Genomic DNA, 22,425 nt, shown 5'->3' with positions numbered 1-22,425 from the left:
CCGGGTTCAGCAGGATGCCTGAGAGTCATGATTATGGCTCTCAGGCATGAACCGTGCCTGACATGTGCGTTCTCCCGGGCGGCGCCGCCGGACGCTCAGGAGGTGACGTCCTTGCGGGTGAAGCGCCAGAAGGCGATGCTCCAGAAGACGGTGGCGTAGCAGATCGCCGAGATGCAGCCCTTGACGATGTCGTCGGTCTGCACCGGAGTGGAGAGCAGTCCGAGCCAGGCGCTGCTGTAGTGCGTCGGCAGGAAGTCACGCACCACCCCGAGCGCGCTGATCTGGTCGAGGATGCTGGACAGGATCCAGAGCAGCACCGCCCCGCCGACCGCGCCGAGCGCGGCGTCGGTGGTCACCGAGAGCAGGAACGCCAGCCCGGCCACCACCAGCAGCACCGCCGCCAGGTAGCCGAGGATGCCGAGCAGCCGCAGCAGCCCCTCGCCGGCCGGGATCTGCGCGGCGACCGTGCTGCTCAGCGGCGACCAGCCGTACCGGAGGGTGCCGGCGAGCAGCGCGGTGCCGGCCAGCAACAGCAGGGCGAGCAGCGAGTACGCCAGCGCGACCACCAGCTTCACCGCCAGCAGCCGGGCCCGGGGCACCGGTACGGCCAGCAGGTAACGCAGACTTCCCCAGCTCGCCTCGCTCGCCACCGTGTCGCCGCAGAACAGTGCCACCACGACAACCAGCAGAAAAGACGAGGAGACCAGCAGCGAGAAGAGGGTGAAGTTCAGCCCGCCGGAGGTGGCCAACTCGATCAGGCTGCCGAACTCGCCGCCGCCGTTGTCGTCGTCCCCGTCACCGCCGAACTCGAACGCGACCAGGATGATCAGCGGCAGCAGCACCATGAACCCGAGCGACAACTGGGTACGCCGCCGCGACGCCTGCCGACGCCACTCGGTGGCGATGGACAGGGTGGCCCGGGGCCGGTAGCCGGCCGCCCCGCCCGCCGCGTCCGGCGCCCCCGCGCTTCTGACCTCGATGTCGACCATCACCGGTCCCCGCTTCCCCGTGAGTTCTCGCCGACCAGGGCGAGGAACGCGTCCTCCAGGCGACGACGGGGCATCACCCGGTCCACCCCGATCCCGGCCCGGACCAGTTCGGCGACGACCTCGCTGCGGGCGGTGCCGTTGGTGTCGACGACCAGGGCACCGTTGCTCTCCGGCAGAACCCGTACCCCGGACAGCCGGTCGAGTACGGCGCGGGCCGCGTCCGGGTCGGAGACGTCGAACTGGGTGCTCGGCGACTCGCCGACGATCTCCTCCACCGCCCCGGAGGCGACGATCCGCCCCTTGTGTACGACAACCGCGTGTGTGCAGGTCTGCTCCACCTCGGCGAGCAGGTGACTGGAGACCAGCACCGCCCGCCCGTCGGTGGCGTACCGGCGCAGCACCCGGCGCATCTCGGCGATCTGCGGCGGGTCGAGCCCGTCGGTCGGTTCGTCGAGCACCAGCAGCTCGGGCAGGCCGAGCATGGCCTGGGCGATGGCCAGCCGTTGCCGCATGCCGTGGCTGTACTTGCGAATCTTGCGATGCACCGAGTCACCGAGGCCGGCGATCTCCAACGCCTGCTCGAAGTACGCGTCCGCCTCCGGTCGCCCGGTCGCCCGCCAGTACGCCTTCAGGTTCTCCAGGCCGCTCAGGTGCGGCAGGAAGCCTGGACCCTCGACCAGCGCGCCGATCCGGGACAGTACCGGCGAGCCGGGGACCAGCCGGTGCCCGAAGACGTGGATCTCCCCGGCGGTCGGCTGGGTCAGCCCCATCAGCACGCGAAGCGTGGTGGTCTTGCCGGCGCCGTTCGGCCCGAGCAGGCCGACCACCTGACCCCGGTGCACCTCGAAGCCGATCCGGGACACCGCGACGAAGCCGTCGGCGTACTCCTTGCGCAGGTCGCGGACGACCAGCGGGGTGTCGGCGTACTCCGGATGGACCGAGGTGTCGTGCCGGCGGTGCCGGCGGCGGAGCACGGCGACGACCACCGCGAGCCCGAGCACGATCGCGGCGAGCAGGCCGACCAGGGCCCACCGCCAGATCACCGCCGGGGTGGCGATCGGCTCCCCGGCGACCGTCGGCAGGGAGACCACGGCCCGGGGCAGCGGCCCGTCCGCCGGGGCGGCGCCCACCGGCTGGGCCAGCCCGACGGTGTACGTGACCGGCTGGGCCGGGGTGGCGTACGCCTGGTCGGAGGTGGCGATGACGATCCGCAGCCGGTGCCCGGCCTCGATCCGGCGGACGATCGCCGGCAGCGTCACCTGGACCGTCTGGGCGGCGTTGATGTCGGCCGGCAGGCCGGTCAGCCGGACCGGGGCGACCAGCCCGTTGGAGAGCGCCGCCGGCCCGTTCGGGTCGACGTCGTAGAGCTTGACGAAGAGCACGGCCTCGCCGGTCGGCGAGGCGGCCCGGATCGGGATGGTCGGCGAGCCGACCACGTCGACGGCCTCGGTCAGCGGCGCCGACTCGAACCGGGCGTGCTGCCCGGGAAGGTCGCCGGCGACCCCGTCGAGCAGCGAGGAGAACCCGCCGGCGAACGGCAGGGCCGAGATCGCCGCCGGGTTGCCGTTCGGCGGGTTCGCGATCCGCTGCACCGGGCCGGCCACCGCGACGTCGGCCCGGCCGGTGCCGTCGACCCCGGGGTAGTCGGTGGTGGAGAAGCCGGAGGCGACCAGGCCACGGTCGAGGGCGTCGAATCCGGCGATCCGCGACCAGGTGAAGCTTGTCGACGGGGTGGACGCGGCACCCTTGACGTAGTGGTCGAGCCACTGTGCCATCAGGAACCGCACCCGGTCCTGGTCGGACTGTGGGCCGGTGCCGCCGTCGTGGCCGCCGGTGAACCAGGCGACCCGGACCGGGGTGCCGTTCGCCGCGATGCCCCGGGCGTTGGCGTCCGCCTCGGCGAGCGGGAAGAGGGTGTCCGCCTCGCCCTGGACCAGCAGGGTCGGCGCCTTGATCCGGTCGAGGAACCCGGCCGGGCTGGACCGGCGCAGCAGCGCCACCGCCTCGGCGTCGGCCCGTCCGGTGGTGGCGATCCGCAGGTACGCCGCGCAGACGTCGGCGGCGAACCGACCGCAGGCCGGGTCGCCGCCGGGGGCGGCACCGGGCGGCGCGCCGGGAACCGCGCCGAGCATCGGGTCCTGGTTCGCCGACCCGGTCCCGTCGCGGTCGCCGCCCTCGGCACCGCCCGCGTTGTCGCCGCCGGGCGCGGCCAGGCCGCCGAGCCCGGTGCCGGCGGTACCGCCGCTGCCGAAGAAGAGCCCGGCCCAGCCCTTCTTGAACACCCCGTCGACCGGCTCCCGGCCGGTCGACTCCGGCAGGAAGGACCGGGCCAGGTCGTTCCAGGTGATCATCGGAACGATCGCGTCCACCCGCGGGTCGTGGGCAGCGAGCAGCAGGGCCAGGCCGCCGCCGTACGAGCCGCCGACCACGCCGACCCGGGGGTCACCGTCGGCGTCCCTGCGGATGTCGGGGCGGTTGGCGAGCCAGTCGAGCAGCCGGGAGGCGTCCCGTACCTCGTAGTCGGGGTTGTCCAGGTGGATCTGCCCGCCACTGCGCCCGAAACCTCGGGCGGTGTAGGTCAACACCGCGTAACCCAGGTCGGCCAGATCCTCGGCGTCGGTGCGGACCGAGGACTTGGTGCCGCCGAAGCCGTGGGCCAGCAGGACCGCCGGCACCGGACGGTCGGCGCTCGCCCCGTCCGGCAGGAAGAGCGTGGTGTCCAGGTCCACCGGCTCGGTGCCACTCGGCCCGGACCGGACGGTGATCATGGCGTCGGCGGCGGACCAGGACGGTCGCTCGGGCCAGACCGCCCAACCGACCAGGCCGCCGACCAGCAGGATCACCGTCGATCCGGCGACCACCCGACGCCGGGTCAGCCGGCTCCGGACACCTCCGGCCGGGCGCAGCGCACGGCGTATCCGCGCCAGCGGTGAGGAAGGCATGGGCACCACCGTACGACGTGGAACCTGAGGAGGGGCTGAGATCCGCCGTACGTCCGTCCGGCGACTCCGTTCGGCGCCGGCCGGTCCGACATCCGTGCCAGGTCAACCAATGTACGGCGAAGCAACTACGGATGTTGTGAATTCCGATGTTTCAGGGCACGGCGGATCAATCGATGCATGCCCCTAGGCAACTGTGTACAACGAGTCACATTTTCGGTCACCGCCCGTCACCCGTGTTCAAGTGACGCATAACTGACTGCTCGGCTCCGATCCCAGACGTCCACCTTCGACTAGTTTTCCGGTCCGGTGGACGGGACCGGGCGGCCTCCCCACGCCCACCACTCAGCTCCCCCCTCGCTGATGGAGATGGACGATGACAGTTCCCGCACGGCGGTCCCGGGGCGCGACAGTCCGGACCGGCGTCGTACTGCGAGTACTGCTCGCGGTCGCTCTGCTGGCACCGGTCGGCGTGCTCTTCACCTCGACCTGGCGGGACAACGACGACCGGCGTTCGGTGATCGAACTGGAGCGGCACGGGGTCGAGTACCTGCGGGCGCTCGAACCGGTGATGCTCGCGCTCGTCGACGCGCGGGCCGGTGCCGTCGCGGGCCGGCCGGTCGACGCCGGGACGCTGCACCGGGCGGTCGAGCACGCGAACGCCGTCAACGGCCGACTCGGTGCCGAGCTCCGGGCCACCGAGCGCTGGACCGGCGTCCGCACCACCATCCAGGCCCTGCCGAAGGCCGCCACGGCCGACCCGGTCCGGGCCGCCGCCACCTACGGCGAGACCGTCGACCTGCTGGTCGCGCTCTACGCCAAGGTACGCCAGAGTTCCGGACTGGCCCGGGACCAGGCCGCGGACTCCTTCCACCTGCAGGACGCGGTCGCCGACGAACTGCCGAGGGCGCTGGACGCGGCAGGCCGGCTCGCCGACCTCGTCGTCCTGGCGTCCCGGCGGTCCTCCGCCGCGCAGCCGGAGATCGCCACGACACTCGCGCTCGCCCGCGCCGCCGCCATGGGACCCGCGACCGACCTGCTGAACAACCTGCGGGCCGCGGTCGAGAACACCGAGAGCCGTACGCTCGGCGGCAACCTGCTCAGCCGGCTCGACAGCTACCAGCGCACGGTCGAGGTGCTCGACGCGCTCGCCACCCCGGCCGGCGGCACGGAGTTCACCCTGCCGGAACCGGCCCGGGTCGCGTCCGCCCGCGCCGCCGCCCAGGTCTCCGGTGCCGAACTCGCCACGATCATCCACACCGAACTCGACACCCTGCTCCGGAACCGGGCCGACGACCTGTCCGGCGAACGGTGGATCGGGTTCGCCGCACTGACACTGGCGGTGCTCCTGGTCCTGGCCCTGATCGTCCTCACGTTGCTGGCCGCCCGCCAGCGGGTACCGGCCGGAGCGGCCGGGACCACGGCGGAGGCGGCCACCGGAGCCGTTCCGGCGGACGGCAGCGGTACCACATCGGCCGGATCGGACCCACCGCCCGGCCCGGCCCGCACCGGCCCGTCCCTGACCGAGTCGCCACTGATCGACCCGTCACTGCTCGACTCCCCCCTGCTCGAACCGCCGTCGCCGGGCGTGCAGTGGGCCGACCCGATCCCGGTCGGCCAGGTCCGCCAGCCGGTCGCGGCACTGCGCGACAACCAGGCGGGCAGCCCGCTGCGGGACAGCCAGGCGGCGACCGCGCTCCGGGACGACCGGCCGGTGCCGGCCGGGCCGGAGGGCCTGCCGGGTCCGGGCCCCCGGGAGGACCGGGCGACACAGCACTGGGGACGCCCCGATGCTGCTCGGTAGGCTCCGGATCCGGGGCCGACTGGCCCTGCTCGTCATCATTCCGCTGCTCAGCACCATCGCCGTCGCCGTACCGCTGCTCGCCGGTCAGATCAACTCGGCCCGTCAGGCCGCGGACACCGTCGACACGACCCGCGCCGCGGGCCAGGTCGGCACCCTCGTCCAGGACCTGCAACGGGAACGGCTGCTCTCCGTCGGCTACCTGCTGGGTGTTGTCGACCGCACCGTCCTGGTGCAGCAGACCGCGCAGGTCACCGACCGGATCGCGGACCTGCGGCTGGACCTCGGCGACGCTCTGACGGACGAGATCAGCAAGGCGATCGACGGTGCCCGGCAGCTCGCCGAGACACGTGCCGGGATCCTCGCCCGGCGGGCCGAACCCGGGCAGGTCATCGACGGCTTCGGGCGGGTGCACAGCGCACTGATCGAGTCGCTCCGGCTGACCCGGGTCGCGGACCCGACCACGCCCGAGGGACGGCAGATGATCGCCCTGGACGCGATGCTCCGTACCGACGACGCGATCAGCACCTGCGCGGCCCTCGTCATCCTGATCGGCGGCACCCGCAGCCCCGCCGCCGGCATCGCGTACGTCTCCGCCATGGCCCAGTTGCAGTCCCACCTGGGCCGGTTCCGCAGCTTCGCCACCCCGGCCCAGAACGACCTCTACCTGCTGGTCGAACGGGCAACGGCGGCCCGGACCAACGCCGAGTTCCTCAACGCCGGCAGCCTCGACCCGGCCAGCGTGATCGCCGGTGTGGACATGGCGGAACTCTTCCCCGCCGTCGCCTCACTGATCAACCTGGGCCAGTTCATCGAGAAGAAGATCGTCACCGACGTGGTCGCCGAGGTCACCGACCGGCGGCAGCGGGCGATCACCGGGGCGTACACGGTGGGCGCGCTGGTGCTGCTGCTGATCGCGCTGATGCTGCTGCTCAGCCTCGCCGTGGCCCGTACCGTCGCCCGGCCGCTGACCCGGCTCACCGTCTCCGCCGACCGGATGGCCCGGGTCGCCGAGGCGGAACTGGTCCGGATCACCGACGACGAGTCCGAGTCGCCCGACCCGATCCGACTCGACCCGGTCGACGTACGCGGCCGGGACGAGATCGGCGACCTGGCCCGCGCCTTCGAACGGGTGCAGGGTACGGCCGCCCGGCTGGTCGAGCGGCAGACCGCCGGCCGGCGGAACGTGGCGCAGATGTTCGGCCACGTCGGACGACGTACCCAGAACCTGGTCAACCGGCAGCTCGGCCTGATCGACCGGCTGGAGCAGCAGGAGACCGACCCGGCCCGGCTGCAGCACCTGTACCGGCTCGACCACGTCTCCAGCCGGTTGCGCCGCAACGCCAGCAGCCTGGTGGTGCTCTCCGGCGGCGCGGGCGGGGACGGGCACGTCGCCCCGCTCCCCCTCGGCGACGTGGTCCGCCTGGCGCTCGGTGAGATCGAGGACTACACCCGGGTCGACGTGCAGGTACGACTCGACGTGAGCGTGGCGCCCGGGGTCATCGGAGACCTCGTCCTCACCCTCGCCGAGCTGATGGAGAACGCCACCGCCTTCTCCCCGCCGCACACCCGGGTCACCGTGCTGGCCGAGGTCGTCCCCGGCGGCGTACGACTCAACCTGGTCGACCGTGGCATCGGCATGTCACCGGAGCGGCTGGCGGAGGAGAACGCCCGGCTGACCCGGAGGGAGCGGCTGGACCTCGTCCCGACCGAGGTGCTCGGGCTGTTCGTGGTCGGCCGGCTCGCCCGCCGGCACGGTTGGCGGGTCACCCTCACCGCGACGTCCGGCGGCGGTGTGACGGCGGGTGTGGAGATCGACGACCAGCTGCTCGTCACCCGGCGTCCGGAGGTCACGCCGGCCGCCCGGGCCGCCGTACCGGTGCCACCGGGGTATGTCGCGACCAACCTGCCACCGTCGGTCGCCGACCTGGCGGCGCCGTTGCCGACCGGCCGGACGAGGACCGCGCCGCAGCCGGCGGTCACCGCCGCCGGCGGACCCGGGCCGGTGACGTCCGACCTGGCCGCCGCCGCAGGACCGGGAGCGGTGACCGCCGAGCGGACGACCGCAGGTACGGCGAACGGGTCGTCGGCCCCGGCACCGCGCGGGATGCCGGCCGGTGGCGGGCCGGCGGAACCGGCGCTGGTGCCGTCGGCGACGGCGCCGACCCTGACCGACGTGGTGTTCGATACCGAGCTGCTCTCCCGGGCGACCCGGTCACTGGCCTCCGGCCAGCCGTGGAACGCCTTCCTGGTCCCGCAGCCGGCCGGGCCGGCGGCGGGCGCCGCCACCGCCCTCGGTGACCCGGACCGGCCGGACCGCGCCGACCCGCCGGCCGATCTGCCGCACCGGATGGACCTCCCGGGCGGCACGGCGACCGCCGGCCGGGTCGACCTGTCGAGCCCGGCAGGTCAGCCGCCGTCACCGGCCCGCCCGGCGGCGGTCCGGCCCACCAGCAGCCCGGGACCCGCACCGTCCGGATCCGGCACCGGACTGCGCCAGCGGGTCCCGGGCGCCCAACTCCCGGCGGGCGCCCGCATCCAGCGTCCCCGGGCGACCCCGGCCGACCCGGCGGTGGTCCGGGCGTTGATCGAGGACTTCGAAGCCGGGGTACGCCGCGCACAGCAGGAACAGCAGTCGGTCCGGACGCCGACACCGTCCGCCCACACCGCACCACCCGCCACCGCACCACCCGCCACGGCGCCGCCGGCCACCCCGGCACCGTCGACCGCACCGGCCGGTTCGACGGCACCGGCGCCCGGTCCGTGGCCGGCACCACCGACGACAACACCGCCACCCGCAGCGGCACCCCCACCGGGCCCCTGGTTGGTACCAGCGACGACAGCACCGTCACCCGCCGCAGCCGCACCGGGGCCGTGGCCGGCACCACCGACGACAACGCCGCCGGTGCCGACCGCACCACCGGTCGCTCCGCCCGCCGCCAACCCTGCGCCGAGCACGTCCGGCTCGGCTCCGCCCCGGCTCAACCGCCGGGTCCCCGGAGCCAACCTGAGCGTGCCACCGCCCGCGCCGCTCCACCCGGCAACCACCATCGCGTCCGCCGGCTCGGAAGACCCCGAGCGGGTACGCGAGCTGATCACCCAGTTCGAGTCCGGCGTCGCCCGCGCACTGAGCGAGGTCCGTGCCGACCAACGCCACGAAGAGGGATCCCAAGGATGAGCACTCCCTTCACCCGTACCGACCAGGACCAGCCGGCAACCACGGCCGACGAGCTGAGCCCGGAGGCCCGTACCTTCAACTGGCTGCTCGACGCCTTCACCTCCAACACCGCCGGGGTCCGGGAGGCGATCGCGGTCTCCTCCGACGGCCTGCTGATGGCCATGTCGTCGATCAAGGACCGGTCCAACGCGGAACGCCTGGCCGCGGTGGTGTCCGGGATGACCAGCCTGGCCAGCGGGGCGGCCAACTGGTACACCCTCGGGGCGCTGAACCGGGTCGTGGTCGACATGACCGACGGCTATCTGCTGGTCAGCGCGATCAGCGCGGGTTCCGTACTCGGCGTGGTCGCCGACCGGTCCGCCAACCTCGGCACCGTGGCGTACGAGATGACGCTCTTCGCCGGTCGGGCCGGAGGCGCGCTCACGCCCCGGCTCATCGTCGAGTTGAAGAACTCCGTGCAGTCGTGACCTGGCCCACCTCGACAGAGGTGCCGGATCCGGAGCCCGAGCCGGAGGTCTCCCCGCCGACGGCTCGGATCCGCCCGTACCTGCAGGCCGCGCTGACCGGCCCGGAGGGCGAACCGGAGGCGGACTTGGGCCCGCCTCCGGTGGCGGAGCCGCCACCGACCGGGCTGCGTCCGTTTGTGCTCACCGCCGGCCGGGTCGCCGGGGTGGACCCGGCGATCAGCCTGGAGACCCAGGTGACCGCCCGGTTCGACGACAACTGCTGGACCGTTCCCCCGGTCAGCCGGCTCCCCTCCGAACTACGCGAGATCGTCGCGCTCTGCGCCGAGCCGATGTCCGTCGCCGAGATCTCCGCCCGACTACGGCTGCACCTCGGCGTCACCAAGATCCTGGTCGGTGACCTCCGCGCCGCCGGCCACCTCGACGTGCACCTGCGTGACACCGAGAACGCCCACGACCCCGAGCTGATTAGGCGAGTGATCGATGGACTTCGCGCGATCTCCTGACTGGTCCACCTCCTTCACCGCCGGTCCCCTGGGCAACAGCGCGCCCGGGCGCTACGGCGGCCCGACCGGCTACGGCCTGCAGATGGGACGGGGTACGCCGGCCGGGTACGCCCCGCCCTCCCGCCAGCTGCCCCGGCACGGCGACGAGGCGTTGACCGCCGGCACGATGCCCCGGTCCCGGCCGGACCACCGGCGCAGGACGACCCCGCCGGTACCGGTGAAGATCCTGATCGCCGGCGGTTTCGGTGTCGGCAAGACCACAACCGTGGGCTCGATCTCGGAGATCGAGCCGCTCACCACCGAGGCGGAGATGACCGCGGCCGCGATCGGGGTCGACGATCCCGGCATCCGGTCCGAGAAGACGACCACCACGGTCGCGATGGACTTCGGTTGCGTCACCATCGACCACAGCCTGAAGCTCTACCTCTTCGGTACGCCGGGACAGGCACGTTTCGGGTTCATGTGGGACGACCTCGCCCTCGGTGCGCTCGGTGCGCTGGTCGTGGTGGACAGCTCCCGACTCGACGACTGTTATCCCGCGATCGACTACTTCGAGCGGGCCCGGCTGCCGTTTGTCGTCGCGGTCAACGCCTTCGACGGGCGGATCAGTCATGATCTGACCGCGATCCGCTGGGCACTGGCGATCGGGGAAGGGGTACCCCTCATCCAGTTCGACGCCCGAGATCGGCTGTCCGTACGGGATGCCTTACTCATCGTGCTGGATCGGGCGCTGGATCGAGCGATCCGGGAGCGGGAGACTTAGGCCGGCGGCGGTCCGGCCGGTTCGGCCGGCGTTGGCCGGGAAAGGTGAACGCGATGAGGGGCGAACTGGACGACGCGCTGGCCCGGATGGAGCGGCGCGAGGCGTTGCAGCGGCGACTGGCGCAGGAGGCGGCGGCTCGGGCCGGGTCACCCGTCGACGAGGTGACCGAGGCGGTCCAGCGGGTCATCGCCCAGTACCCGTCGGTGGCGGTCACCATGTGGGTCGCCGACGGGCCGAGGATCTCGGCGATGCACGTCGCCTGGGAGAACGGCACGGTGACCGTACGGCCGGCCGCCGAGCCGGCGTTGCCGACCGCCGGCCAGCCGCCGCAGTCCTGGCCGATGTCGGTCCGGACGGTGCCGAACTGGGCGGCTCCGGAGGATCCGCCGGCTCCCGACGCCGCCGCCCGGCTCGCCGAGATGATCCGGCGGGACCCGTCCCTGCTCGGCCCGGACGACGATCGCCGCTGAGCCGGGTGACGCGCGGCAGAGCCGAGCGGGGTGACGCGGCAAAGCTGTGCCGGGTGACGCGCGGCGAAGGTGTTAAGAAGGGGCCCTTTTACCGCAGAAAGCGATAATAGGGGGCCCTTCCTTGCGCGGTAGTCTCGGCGCGTGACGGGTCCGGATCTCACACTCACCGCCAGTCTGCGGCCGGCCGCGCTGGACGCCCGGCGGGGCATCGTCCGGCTGCATCCGGAGGTGCTGACCGCGCTCGGCCTGCATCCGGGCGACCCGGTCCGGTTGACCGGTCGACGGGTGACCGCCGGGATCGTGGCCCGGGCGGAGCCGACGGCGAGCCGGGCCCTGCTCTACGCTGACGACCTGGTCCTCGGCAACCTCGGGGTACGCGACGGCAGCCAGGTCGTGGTCGTACCCGTGCCGGTGGTGGCGGCCCGCCGGGTGTTGCTGACCGGCCCGCCCGAGATCGCGGCCGTGGTCTCTCCGGAGATGCTCCGGCTCGCCCTGCTCGGCAAGGTGGTGACCACCGGCGACGACGTGTCGCTGCTGCCGCAGGACGTCCTTCCGGACGCGGCGGTCCGGACCCTGGTCGAGGCGGCCCGACGCAGTCTCGCCAACACCGTCGGCTACGCCTGGACGAGCACGCTGCTGACGGTGACCGGGGCGGAGCCGGCACCGGAGGGCACCACCGACGCCGGGGAGCCGGCCTCGGTGCTGGTCACCATGGACACCGTGGTGGGCTGGCGGGACGGCCACGTCACACACGGCCACGGCCCGACCGAACTGCGGGCGGTGACCGGCGGCGAGCGTGCCGGCGGTGGGCGGCTGGCGCTGGGCGCCGGGCCGGAGCTGACCACCGCCGGGCCGGGACCGACCACCGCCGGTCCGGGAGCGACGGTGTCGGTGGACGGGTCGGCCGCCCCGGCGCTGGACGACCTGCCCGGGCTACGCGCCCAGGCGGAGGAACTCACCGAACTGCTCGACCTCGGTTTCCACCACCGGGAGGTGCTCGGCCGGCTGGGCACCACGGTGTCGCTCGGCGTACTGCTCACCGGGCCCGCCGGTTCGGGCAAGTCGGCGCTGGTGCGGGCGGTCGCGCACGCCGTCGACGCCCGGGTGGTGGCGCTCTGGGCGCCCGAGGTCGCCGCGCTGACCAACGACGCCGCCGCCCGCCGGCTCCGCGAGGCCCTCGCGTCGGTCCGGGACGACCAGCCGGCGGTGCTGCTGGTCTCGGACGTGGACGCGCTCGTACCGCGCGAGGCGCCGGGACCGGTCGGTACGGTGTTCCGCCAACTGCTCGGCGCGGCGGTCCGGGCCGGTACGGCGGTGGTCTGCACCACCAGCCGCCCCGAGTCGGTGGACCCGTCGTTGCGCGCCCCCGACCTGCTCTCGGTCGAGATCGCCGTACCGTTGCCGGACGCGGCGCTGCGCCGGGAGCAGTTGACCGTGCTGACCCGGGGGATGCCGCTGGCCGAGGACGTCCGGCTGGACGAGGTCGCCGCCCGTACGCCGGGATTTGTCGCCGCCGACCTGGCCGCGCTGGCCCGCGAGGCCGGGGTACGCGCGGCGCTGCGCCAGAAGGAGGCGGAGTCGCCGACGGTGGCGATGGCCGACTTCACGGCCGCGCTGGAGGTGGTCCGGCCGACCTCGATGGCCGAGTCGTCGGTGCTGGAGCTGGCCGGGGTGACCCTGGACGACGTCGGTGACATGGCGGAGGTCAAGGAGGTGTTGACCGAGTCGGTGCTCTGGCCGTTGAACTACCCGGACACGTTCGCCCGGCTCGGCGTGCAGCCGCCGCGCGGCGTGCTGCTCTACGGCCCGCCCGGCTGCGGCAAGACGTTCCTGGTCAGCGCGTTGGCCGGGACGGGGCGGGCGAACGTGCTCTCGGTGAAGGGTGCCGAGCTGCTGTCGAAGTGGGTGGGCGAGAGCGAGCGGGCGGTCCGGGAGCTGTTCCGGCGGGCCCGGGAGGCCGCGCCGACGCTGGTCTTCCTGGACGAGGTGGACGCGCTGGCGCCGGTCCGGGGCCAGGCCACCGACGGCGGTACGACGGACCGGGTGGTCGCCGCCCTGCTCACCGAGCTCGACGGGGTGGAGACGCTGCGCAACGTGGTGGTGGTCGGGGCGACGAACCGGCCGGATCTGGTGGATCCGGCGCTGCTGCGGCCGGGCCGGCTGGAGCGACTGGTGTACGTCCCGCCGCCGGACGGTGCCGCCCGGGCCGAGATCCTCCGGGCCGCGTCCCGGTCGGTGCCGCTCGCCGACGAGGTGGACCTGGCGGCGCTCGGCGGGGACCTCGACGGCTTCTCCGCCGCCGACTGTGCCGCCCTGGTCCGGGAGGCGGCGCTGGCGGCGATGCGCGAGTCGCTGGAGGCGACCACGGTACGCGCCGAGCACGTGGCGGCGGCCCGGGGACGGGTCCGTCCGTCGCTGGACCCGGCCCAGGTCGCCTGGTTGGCGGCGTACGCCGCGCAGCGCTGAGCCGGTCAGGCCGGACCGAGCGCCTGCATGATCGTGTAGGTGGGCTGGTACTCCCGCCAGTGCAGCAGTTTGCCGCCCCGGGCCCGGAGCACGCCGACGAACGGGGCGCTCGCGGTGACGCCGGTGGCGGGCACCGTCGCCACGAGTTCGTACTCCACGACGATCACCTCCGGGTCGGTGGTCTGGTGGACGATCACGTTGCGGCAGTCGTCGAACCGGATCGGCAGCGCGGCCCGGCCGGCCCGGGTGAAGTCGAGGATCTGTGCCCGGCCCTGGACCCGGGTCGGTCGTCCGGGTGCCGCCATCGGCATCTCCAGCACCGCCTCGTCGGCGAGTTGGTCCGGCTCGAACGTCACGTCGTTGGCCAGCCAGCGCTGGCGCATCTCGGCGAAGACATCTCGGGGCGCGATCATGGCGGTGCCACCTCCGGTTAAAGTGAGTGGAGACTCGACTTACCTGGAGACGATAATGAGTGATGACTCATCTTTCAAGGAGGGTTTCCGGCATGCCCCCGCCCGGTACCACCGGTCCCGACCGACCCATGCGCGCGGACGCCCGTCGCAACCGGACCCGCATCCTCGAAGCCGCCGAGCTGGTCTTCGCCGAGCAGGGATCGTCCGGGTCCACCGAGGAGGTGGCCCGACGCGCCGGGGTGGCGATCGGCACCGTCTTCCGGCACTTCCCCACCAAGGACGACCTGCTCGCCGCCATCATGAAGAACCTGCTCGAACAACTCGTGGCAGAGGCCGGGGCGCTCAGCGACAGCGAGCCGCGTACCGCGCTCTTCACGTTCTTCACCCGGATCGTCGAACAGGCCGCCGCCAGAAAGGCCGTGGTCGACCTCCTCGCCCGGAACGGCGTCGAGATCAGGCTCCCCGAACTGGTCACGGTCTTCGCCGACGCGGTCGGCGACATGCTGCGGCAGGCGCAGACCACCGGCACGGTCGATCCGGACATCCGACTGCCCGAGGTCATGGCGCTGCTGGCCAGCACCAGTCAGGGCGCTCTGCACGGCGGCTGGGACCGGGAACTGCGGCGCCGCGTCCTCGACGTCGTCTTCGCCGGCCTGGCGCCGAAGGCGGACCGGCCCACTGACCGGGCTCGTTGACCCGCCCGACGCTGACCGGCGCGCCGGCCGCCGACGGGCGGTCAGCCGGCGGCGTACGACTGACCGGCTTCGACGGGCCGACCTGGCTCGCCCTGCTGGGCGTCGAGGACGCGCTGGTCAGCCGGCGTCGAGCAGATCCACGTCCTCGCTGACCCCGAGTCGGATCTCCGCGCGGACCGTCGTGCCGTCCTGTGCCAGCACGGCACCGCTGCGGCGCAGCAGGTTCACCGCCGGCAGGTTCTCCGGCCGGGTGTCGGCGACCACCCGCCGCGCGCCGGCCGCGATCGCCTCGGCGAGCACCAGCCGCAGCGCGATCAGCCCGATACCCTGCCCCCGGGTCGACTTGCCCAGCCACATCCCGGTCTCCAGGGTGCCCGGCTCGTCAGTGCGACCCAACCTGATCATGCCGACCACGTCGCCGTCCTGCTCGATGGCGTACATCAGGTTGCCGGTCGGGCCGGCCAGACCACCGAAATGCGACCGGTGGAACTCCCGGAACGCGTCGCGCCGGGCCTGTGACCAGCCGGCAGGCGCGTCGACCGGCGGCATGACCTCGTCCGGCTCGGCTTCGGCGACCGCCACCGAGAGCAACGGTTCGAGGTTCTGCTCGTTGACCGGCGTCAGCCGTACCTCTCGGGTCACGGCTTCGATGTTTCTCGCCCGCGTCCGGCTCCGTCCACCGATTTGCCCGGCCCGCACCGTTCGGCCGACCCCGTTCGCACCGGCCGTCCACCCCACCGGCCGCTGGTCGTGTCGATCAGGACGCCGGCCGGCCGGCCCCGGAACCACCGGGCGGAGGGGACGCCCCGACCACCTCCGCCACCTCGGCGGGCAACGGGTACGGCCGTTCCTCCGGCAGCAGCCCGGTCGCGGTGTCGCGGTCCCCGGCCCGCAGCGCCGCCCGGATCGCGTGCGCGGTCGAGGTGACGTCGGTGATCCCGACGGTCCACTCGTCGACGTACCGGGCCACCGCCGGGCCGCTCAGCCCGACCTGGATCGACCGGTGGTCCAACGGCCGCAGGTCCAGCGAACGCTCCGGGTCCCACTGCACCCGTACCGGGCTGGCCCGCAACCGCTCGGCCCAGGCCGTCCGGCTGGCGTACCGGTCCCGGTCGTAGTGGCTCAGGCAGGCGTGCGCCAGGGCCCACTCGAACCCGGCCCGGGTGATCTCGATCGCCAGCACGGTCTCCTGGCCGGGCTTGCCGGCCCATCCGCAGCGGTACATCATCCAGCGGAACGACGGCTTGATCCAGGTCATCCGCTCCCGACTGAACGGCGGGACGAACCGGCCGTTCGCCACCGCCGGCCCCCCGATCGACGGCGAGTACGCCTGGTAGACCGTGATCGTTCCGGCGGTGTACCTGGCCCGGACCTGACGGGGTGGCACCGACACGTCGCCGATCCTGCCGTCCGGGCCGGCCCGCCGCCAACCGGATTACCCGGCCGCCGGAGTCGACCTGCCGCCGGACCCGACCGGCTGTCCGGCGCCGCCGAGGGGAGCCCGCCCGGCCTCGGCACCGGAACGTGTCGTCCAGGCCGGCTATTGTGCCCGGGTTGGTCGACCGGGCGACACCACGGACCACACGGGAGCTCCATGTACGACCAGAACACCGCCCGAGCCGCCGCCGCGCTGCTCACCGTCGTGCGGACCGACGACTGGGACCAGTTCGTCCAGCGGATCGGGGCACCGCTCGCCGACGTACTGCGTCAGGCCACGACCGCACTGCCGGTGCCGCTGCTACGAGCGGTGGTGGACGGCGAGCACTCCGTCCTACGAAGTGCGCTCAGCGGCAACGCCGTCCTGGTCGACGGGTACCCGCAGGTGGTGGGTGACCTGGTCGGACGGGACAGCCCGGTACTGGCCCGCAACGTGTTCCTGCACCGGCTCTCGCACGCGCGCCAGCGTCGGGCGATCCTCGCCGCGGCCGACCCGACGGTGCCGGGCTGGACCGCGCCGGACGGTGTGGTGACGGCCCTGCTGGCGCACACCGACCCCGCCCTGCTCCGGACCGCCGTGGTCGCCGCCTTCCCCGACCTGCTCCACCGGGTGATCAGCACGGTCGGTCCCGACCTCAGCACGGCGGAACAGCTCCGGGCCCTGCTCTCGCTGCACGACTCGGTTGGCCCGGACGCGGTGGCGGCGGTGCTGGCCGGGGACCGACTGGCGCCGGAGGTCGCCGACCTCGCCCGGGCGGCGCTGGCCGCCCCGGACGGACGCGCACGGCTCGCGTCGGCCACCGAGGCCGCCGAGAGCACCCGGGCCCTCCTCGACGAACTGCGGCACCGCGAGTCCGGCCGGAAGGTTCCCGGCCAGCACCGGAACCGTTCCGCCGCCGAGCTGGTCGCTGCCCGTACCGAACTGGACTGGGACCTGCTGCACACCGAGTACGTCCGCCAGCCGTTCCGTCGGGAGGAGACCGTTGAGGCACTGGCCAGCCAGCGGGACTGCCCGGGAAAACTGCTGCTCGCCATGCTCGCCGCACCGCCGAAGGTACGGAGCGCCTCGAAGTGGGTCGAGGGCCTGACCACGTACGCCCTGCACGCGGGCGTCACCGGAGCGGAGGTGCTGCGGCTGGCCGGGCCGGCGATCGGCGTCCTGGACGTGGCCGGGACGAGCCGCACCACCACCCGGTTCACCCCCCGGTCCGGCGAACCGTTCATTCCCGGTTCCCAACTGCGTTCGACCCGGTGGTCGGCCGGCTGGGCCGAGGTCGTCCGGGAACTGCGGATCCTGGTGCGGCACCGGCTCGGCGACAACGTGGCCGCCTGGCGGTCGCTCCGGGCCCGGCTCGCCGGCTTCACCGGCTCGGTACCCGAACTGGTCGACGAGGCACTCGCCACCGCCGACCACGACCCGGCCGGGGCACCCTGGCCGGACGGGGGTGACCTGCCGGACCCACGCCGTACGGTGACCCGGCTCCCGGCCGTCCGCTCCGCGTTCCTGACCCTGCTGAACGCCGCCGAACCGACCGCACAGGCCGCGCTGCTGCCACACCTCGACGACCGTACGGCGCACGACCTGGTGGTCACCGGTTCGCTCACCCCCGGGCTCGCCGAGTGGATCGTGACCGCCGGCAGTGCCCGGGACCGGCTGGTGCTGGCCCGTCGACAGGGCCTCGAAGCTGATCTGATCGAACGGCTGCTCCGGTTCGACGACCCGGAGGTGACGACGAGTCTCTTCTTCCAGAGCCTGAGCACGCACCGGCAGAAGTTGGCGATGGTGGTCGGGACGCCGTTCCAGCCGGGCGCGTCGGGGCAGCTCCCGATGCCGCCGGGACTCCGCGACCACCTGCTCGGCAAGCGGGCCAACTCGTGGACCACGCCGTACAGCCTGGGGTGTGGGGATCCGCAGGTGGTCCGGAACGTTCTCCGCTACGTCGGGGTCAAGCCCGGCGCGGCCCGGTTGCGGCTGATGGCCGGACTGTGGCGCCGGAACGGACCGGACGCCGTACGGGCCCTGTTGGACGAGGACCTGACGGTGGTGTCCGGCCAGCGCACCAAGCGGTTCGACCCGCCGCTGGTGACGCTGCTGACCCGGTTGCTGGCCGAGCCGGACCCGGCCGCGGCGGTGGACCGGCTGCGGGCGTACACCCTGGTGGCGTCGCTACGCGCGGCCGCCGCCGCGCCACCGGCCGGCACCGAGATCGGGCTGGCCGACCTGCTCGACGTCGAGTTGCCGAGTTGGGACTGGGACACCGTGCTGGCCGAGCACGCCCGTGCGCCGCTCCCCGGCCACCTGCTGCACCACCTTGTCGACCGACCGGGCTGTCCGGTCGAGCTGGCCGAGGCCGCACGCGCCGACGACGGGCCGACGGGAACCGGCAGCCCGACGACCGCCAGCGGCGGACCGCCGCCACACGGAAACCCGACCGCGCCCGGCAGTCCCCCGGCCGCACCGGCAGGGAGGCCGGCGGCCGAATCCCCGACGTACCGGCTGGCCCGGGGTGCGGGCATCGCCGAGGTACTGGCCGACACCGCCGTGGACGAGCGGGCCTGGTCCGGCTGGCCGGTCCGGGCGCTCCGCGACGACCTGCTCCGGGCCGGGGACGTGCTGCGGCACGGACATCCGGCCGGCCAGGTGCTGGCCATCGCCGCGGTCGTCGAGGACGCCAGCGCCGGCGCGGTACTGGCCGACCTGGTCGCGCCGATCGCCGGGAACGTCGACGCGTGGCTGCTCGCCCTGCGCCTGCTGGCCGACTTCCCCGGCACCCTGCCCGAGCTGGTCGCCACCGCCGGGCTGGCGACCCGGTGAACCACGCCGACCGTCACCACCGGCCTGACGAACCGGCCGGCCACGACCACCACCGGGTTGCCGGTGACCGCCCGGGGGTACGCCGGCGCCAGCGCGCTCCACACCTCTCCGACCTGCGGCGCCTGCTCGCGGAGGAGCCGGCCGACGCCGAGGTGGTGGAACGGGCCCGGCGGCAGAAGGAGTCCGCGCTGCTCGACTTCGGCGTCGGGCACAGCGTCGTGGCGTCCTGGTTGTACACGAAGTGTCACCACCACATCGCCACCACCGCCATCCCGACCGCCGCCGTGGTCGCCACCGGCGACGGGGTCTGCGCACTGCTCTACAACCCGTACTTCTTCGCCGGGCTCGACCTCGACGGGGTCAAGTTCGTGCTGTTCCACGAGGCGCGGCACCTGATCCACCGGCACCTGCACGTCGAGGAGGAACTGCGGGACGATCCGGCGTTCACCCTCGCCGCCGAGGTGGTCATCAACCACGTGGCGATGCGCCGGCTGGGGCGGAGCAGCCTGCCGGGCTGGACGCGGCAGGACGACGACGGGACGACGGTGACGACGCCGACCGGCGTCGACCCGGTCCAGGTCCACCAGGAGTACGTCGCCGACCTGCGCGCCCGGGAGCTGACGCCGCTGCCGTACGACGACTTCGTGCACACGGACTTCACCGTGTACGGCGAGCTGAAGCGGATGAGCACGCTGGTCTGGCCGGAGCTGCTGATCTGCGTGCACCTCGACGGTGACCCCGACGGCAGTGGCGGCGGCGAGGGCCGAGAGGGGCGCTGGGGCGTACCGCTGGACGACGAGACCGTCGAGCGGCTGGCCGACGAGGTGCTGCACGAGGTGATGCAGGCGGCACTGCGCGGCGACCCGGCCGCCCGCGACGAGTTGCTCGACCTGGCGGACCGCTCGGCGGACGACAGCGAACGACTGACCCGGCTCTGGGGCAGACTCGGCCTGGACCGGCTCCGGGGCAGCACCCCGAAGACCCGCCGGGTCGACTGGTGGCAGCGCTGGCTGACCGACGTACTGGCGTCGAAGTTGACCGAGGGCGAACGGCTGATCTACCCGAAGAAGCACGGGGCGGTGCTGCTCGCGCTCGGCCACGAGCCGATGCTGCAGCGGCGCGGCCCGGAGCGGACGAAGGTGGTGCTGATCGCCTTCGACACCTCCGGGTCGATGCCGGACGCGGTGGTGCGCTGGTTGACCACGCTGGTCGGCCAGACCGCCGGGGTGGAGAGCCACTGGCTCAGCTTCGACGGGGTGGTCACACCGTTCGTACCCGGGGAACGGGTCTCCGGCGGCGGCGGAACCAACTTCCAGAACGTGGTCGACTACGCCGAGGGCCGGATCGAGGTGAACGGTCGGCGGTTCGACGCCGAACCCGACGCCGTCATCATGGTGACCGACGGTTACGCACCCCCGGTCACCCCGGCCCGACCCGACCGGTGGATCTGGCTGATCACCGACCACGGGGACGACTGGCCGGAACGGCACCAGCCGCCGATGGCCTGCCACCGGGTCAGGTCCGGAGGGTGGTCATGACCGGCCGGAACGACCGGACGGACCATCAGGCGTACGGCAGGGCAGTGATCGGGAGGAGCGGCGAGTGGACACCATGGACCTGATCCGGGACGACAGCACCGGCGTGACGCCCGGCGGTCGCCGGTGGAAGCCGAACGCCACCTACCGGCAGCGGCCCGACGCCGAGGTCACCGTCCGGCTGGAGCGGTTCATCGACGCGATGATCGAGACCGGGCAGACCGGCCAGATCTTCGGGGAACACGGCATCGGCAAGACCTCGACCTTCGTGTCGTACGTCCCGGCGCGTTACCCCGACACCACGCTGGTGGTGGTGCCGGCGGCCAACCTGACCCCGGACGACCTGCTGGTCAACGCCCCGGTCCGGGACGCCCGCAGCGGGGAGCTGGTGCTCCGGCAACTCATCATGCGGCAGCTCGTCCCGGGCCGGCCGTTCGTGCTGCTCATCGACGACTCGTTGCAGGCCGGCAACACCGTCCAGTCCCAGCTGATGCAGATCGCCTGCAACTGGACCCTGGGCGAGTACAACCTGCGTGAACTCGGCTGTGTCGGGGTTTTCCTCACCGACAACGAGTCCCTGGCCGAGACCGCCGTACGCCGCTCCGACCTGGCGATCCTGGACCGCATGGTGACCATCCGGCTCACCGCCAACGACACCGCGTGGCGGTACGCGCTCGCCGAACGGTTCCCCGACCGGGACCTCCGGGAGGTGTTCCGGATCTGGGCGTCGCTGAGTCCACAGCTGCGCCAGTTGTTGTCGCCGCGCACCCTGGAGCACGTGCTCGCCTGCGCCGAGGCGGGCTTTCCGCTGGCCTGGGGCCTGCCGCTGCACAACGGGAGCCGGTTGACGCTGGCCGAGCAGCGGTCCGACGGCAAGCCCGGCCCGGACCGTACCGGCGAGATCCTCGACGACATCGCGGCGGCGGTCGGCGCGCGGAACCCGGTCACCATCCCCGACCCGGTACGACGGATCCTGCGTACCGCCGTCGCCAACCGTTGGGCGGTGCTGCTGCAGGGGCCGCCGGGCTGCGGCAAGACCGAGATCACCCGGCAGATCGTCCGGGAGGAGACCGGCTCGGACCCGGTCTACTTCTCGCTGCCGGTGACCAACGTCGAGGACCTCTGTGTGCCGGTGCCGACCCCGGACGGGGAACTCGACGCGATGCTGGCCCGGTCGCTGCTCACCCCGGACCCGAAGGTGCTGGTCTGGGACGAGTACAACCGCCCCAAGGACAAGGCGACCTTCGCCAAGCTGATGGAGATCACCCAGGAGTGGACGCTCGCCGGGCGGGCGATCCCGAACCTGCGTGCCCAGGTGGCGTTGCAGAATCCGCCCTACCATCTCGGGCGCAAGCTCCTGGTGGTCAACAACAACGTCGCCCAGGCGAGCCGGTTCACCGTCAGCTACGAGGTACGCCCCGAGGACATCCCGGCCAACGAGTGGCTCATCTCGACGTACGGCGAGACGGCCGAGACGGTCCTGGAGTGGTGGAAGAGCGACATCGACGACGAGGGGCGGGACTGGGTCACCAAGCGCACCCTGGAACGGCTGATCAGGCTGCACCGGGTGGGGATGCCGCTGCAACCGGCCCTGATCTATCTCGGCGACGGCGAGTACGCCCCGGTTCCGCTGTCGGCGCTGGAGGCCCGGCTCGCCGACCAGCCCCGGATCGGCCTGCGCGAACTCGCCCGCCAGCACGTCGCCTGGGAGGCACGGCTGGCCGCCGCGGCGGAGGACTCGGCCGAGGGCACCAACGACACCGATCTGGTGCACCAGATCCTGTCGAACGCCGAGGTGTCCCAGTTGCAGCAGCATCTGGACGTGGTGGCCCGGCTGCTGCCGTACCTGCCGCCGAAGTTGCGGGCCACCTACCTCGTCGGGCAGACCCCGGAACGACAGCGGTTCTGGGTCACCGCCCTGGCCCGGATGGCCCAACTCGGCCAGCCCTGACAG

General features: G+C 73.1%; 16 protein-coding genes. 11 read left to right on the top strand and 5 right to left on the bottom strand.

Going from position 1 to position 22,425, the window contains the following annotated elements:
- Nucleotides 1-95: 95 nt before the first annotated feature.
- Nucleotides 96-989 carry an ABC transporter permease subunit gene (locus tag V1633_RS11965; protein WP_331214332.1) on the bottom strand — a complete coding sequence of 298 codons (894 nt, stop codon included), beginning with the start codon at nt 987-989 and terminating at the stop codon, nt 96-98.
- A complete protein-coding gene (locus V1633_RS11960) occupies nt 989-3,931 on the bottom strand; it encodes an alpha/beta fold hydrolase (RefSeq protein ID WP_331214331.1) in 2,943 nt (980 codons plus the stop codon). Before V1633_RS11960 ends, V1633_RS11965 begins: the two co-directional genes overlap by 1 nt.
- 373 nt (nt 3,932-4,304) lie before the next feature.
- On the opposite strand from V1633_RS11960, the gene V1633_RS11955 reads away from it, so the two are divergent.
- The 7 genes from V1633_RS11955 to V1633_RS11925 all read left to right on the top strand — a co-directional run bounded on the left by V1633_RS11955 (nt 4,305) and on the right by V1633_RS11925 (nt 13,576).
- Nucleotides 4,305-5,732, top strand: coding sequence for a hypothetical protein (locus V1633_RS11955; RefSeq protein ID WP_331214330.1), 1,428 nt, complete (start codon nt 4,305-4,307; stop codon nt 5,730-5,732).
- Nucleotides 5,719-8,907 carry a sensor histidine kinase gene (locus tag V1633_RS11950; RefSeq protein WP_331214329.1) on the top strand — a complete coding sequence of 1,063 codons (3,189 nt, stop codon included), beginning with the start codon at nt 5,719-5,721 and terminating at the stop codon, nt 8,905-8,907. The genes V1633_RS11955 and V1633_RS11950 overlap by 14 nt, the downstream gene beginning before the upstream one ends.
- On the top strand, nt 8,904-9,374 hold the full coding sequence (locus tag V1633_RS11945) for a roadblock/LC7 domain-containing protein (protein ID WP_331214328.1): 471 nt from the start codon (nt 8,904-8,906) through the stop codon (nt 9,372-9,374). The genes V1633_RS11950 and V1633_RS11945 overlap by 4 nt, the downstream gene beginning before the upstream one ends.
- Complete coding sequence (locus tag V1633_RS11940; protein ID WP_331214327.1) at nt 9,371-9,877, top strand: DUF742 domain-containing protein; 507 nt, start codon at nt 9,371-9,373, stop codon at nt 9,875-9,877. The genes V1633_RS11945 and V1633_RS11940 overlap by 4 nt, the downstream gene beginning before the upstream one ends.
- Nucleotides 9,855-10,640 carry a GTP-binding protein gene (locus tag V1633_RS11935; protein ID WP_331214326.1) on the top strand — a complete coding sequence of 262 codons (786 nt, stop codon included), beginning with the start codon at nt 9,855-9,857 and terminating at the stop codon, nt 10,638-10,640. The genes V1633_RS11940 and V1633_RS11935 overlap by 23 nt, the downstream gene beginning before the upstream one ends.
- A gap of 53 nt (nt 10,641-10,693) precedes the next feature.
- Nucleotides 10,694-11,110, top strand: a complete 417-nt coding sequence (locus V1633_RS11930) for a hypothetical protein (protein ID WP_331214325.1) — start codon at nt 10,694-10,696, stop codon at nt 11,108-11,110.
- A gap of 141 nt (nt 11,111-11,251) precedes the next feature.
- Nucleotides 11,252-13,576 (top strand): AAA family ATPase, encoded by a 2,325-nt coding sequence (locus V1633_RS11925; protein WP_331214324.1) that lies wholly within the window; start codon nt 11,252-11,254, stop codon nt 13,574-13,576.
- 5 nt (nt 13,577-13,581) lie between these two features.
- Here the strand turns inward: V1633_RS11925 and V1633_RS11920 are convergent, their stop codons facing one another.
- Entirely contained in the window at nt 13,582-13,989 is a 408-nt protein-coding gene (locus tag V1633_RS11920) for a nuclear transport factor 2 family protein (protein ID WP_331214323.1), read from the bottom strand.
- Between the two features lie 92 nt (nt 13,990-14,081).
- On the opposite strand from V1633_RS11920, the gene V1633_RS11915 reads away from it, so the two are divergent.
- On the top strand, nt 14,082-14,684 hold the full coding sequence (locus V1633_RS11915; RefSeq protein ID WP_331214322.1) for a TetR/AcrR family transcriptional regulator: 603 nt from the start codon (nt 14,082-14,084) through the stop codon (nt 14,682-14,684).
- 117 nt (nt 14,685-14,801) lie between these two features.
- On the opposite strand, the gene V1633_RS11910 is transcribed toward V1633_RS11915, so the two are convergent.
- Both V1633_RS11910 and V1633_RS11905 read right to left on the bottom strand, forming a co-directional pair.
- Nucleotides 14,802-15,326 carry a GNAT family N-acetyltransferase gene (locus V1633_RS11910; RefSeq protein ID WP_331214321.1) on the bottom strand — a complete coding sequence of 175 codons (525 nt, stop codon included), beginning with the start codon at nt 15,324-15,326 and terminating at the stop codon, nt 14,802-14,804.
- Between the two features lie 115 nt (nt 15,327-15,441).
- Nucleotides 15,442-16,077 (bottom strand): DUF4291 domain-containing protein, encoded by a 636-nt coding sequence (locus tag V1633_RS11905; RefSeq protein ID WP_331214320.1) that lies wholly within the window; start codon nt 16,075-16,077, stop codon nt 15,442-15,444.
- A 201-nt stretch (nt 16,078-16,278) separates the two neighbouring features.
- Here V1633_RS11905 and V1633_RS11900 point away from each other — a divergent pair, with 201 nt between their 5' ends.
- The 3 genes from V1633_RS11900 (at nt 16,279) to V1633_RS11890 (ending at nt 22,422) form a co-directional block, all read left to right on the top strand.
- Nucleotides 16,279-18,936: a hypothetical protein gene (locus tag V1633_RS11900; protein ID WP_331214319.1), complete on the top strand. Its 2,658-nt coding sequence runs from the start codon at nt 16,279-16,281 to the stop codon at nt 18,934-18,936.
- Nucleotides 18,933-20,474, top strand: a complete 1,542-nt coding sequence (locus V1633_RS11895; RefSeq protein ID WP_331214318.1) for a DUF2201 family putative metallopeptidase — start codon at nt 18,933-18,935, stop codon at nt 20,472-20,474. The genes V1633_RS11900 and V1633_RS11895 overlap by 4 nt, the downstream gene beginning before the upstream one ends.
- A gap of 64 nt (nt 20,475-20,538) precedes the next feature.
- Nucleotides 20,539-22,422, top strand: a complete 1,884-nt coding sequence (locus V1633_RS11890) for an ATP-binding protein (protein ID WP_331214317.1) — start codon at nt 20,539-20,541, stop codon at nt 22,420-22,422.
- The last annotated feature ends 3 nt before the right edge of the window (nt 22,423-22,425 follow it).

The sequence above is a fragment of the Plantactinospora sonchi genome, from assembly GCF_036422035.1.
Taxonomy (GTDB): Bacteria; Actinomycetota; Actinomycetes; order Mycobacteriales; family Micromonosporaceae; genus Plantactinospora; species Plantactinospora sonchi.
Note: the sequence above shows the minus strand (reverse complement) of the source record. Positions and strands in the feature narration are given on the sequence as shown.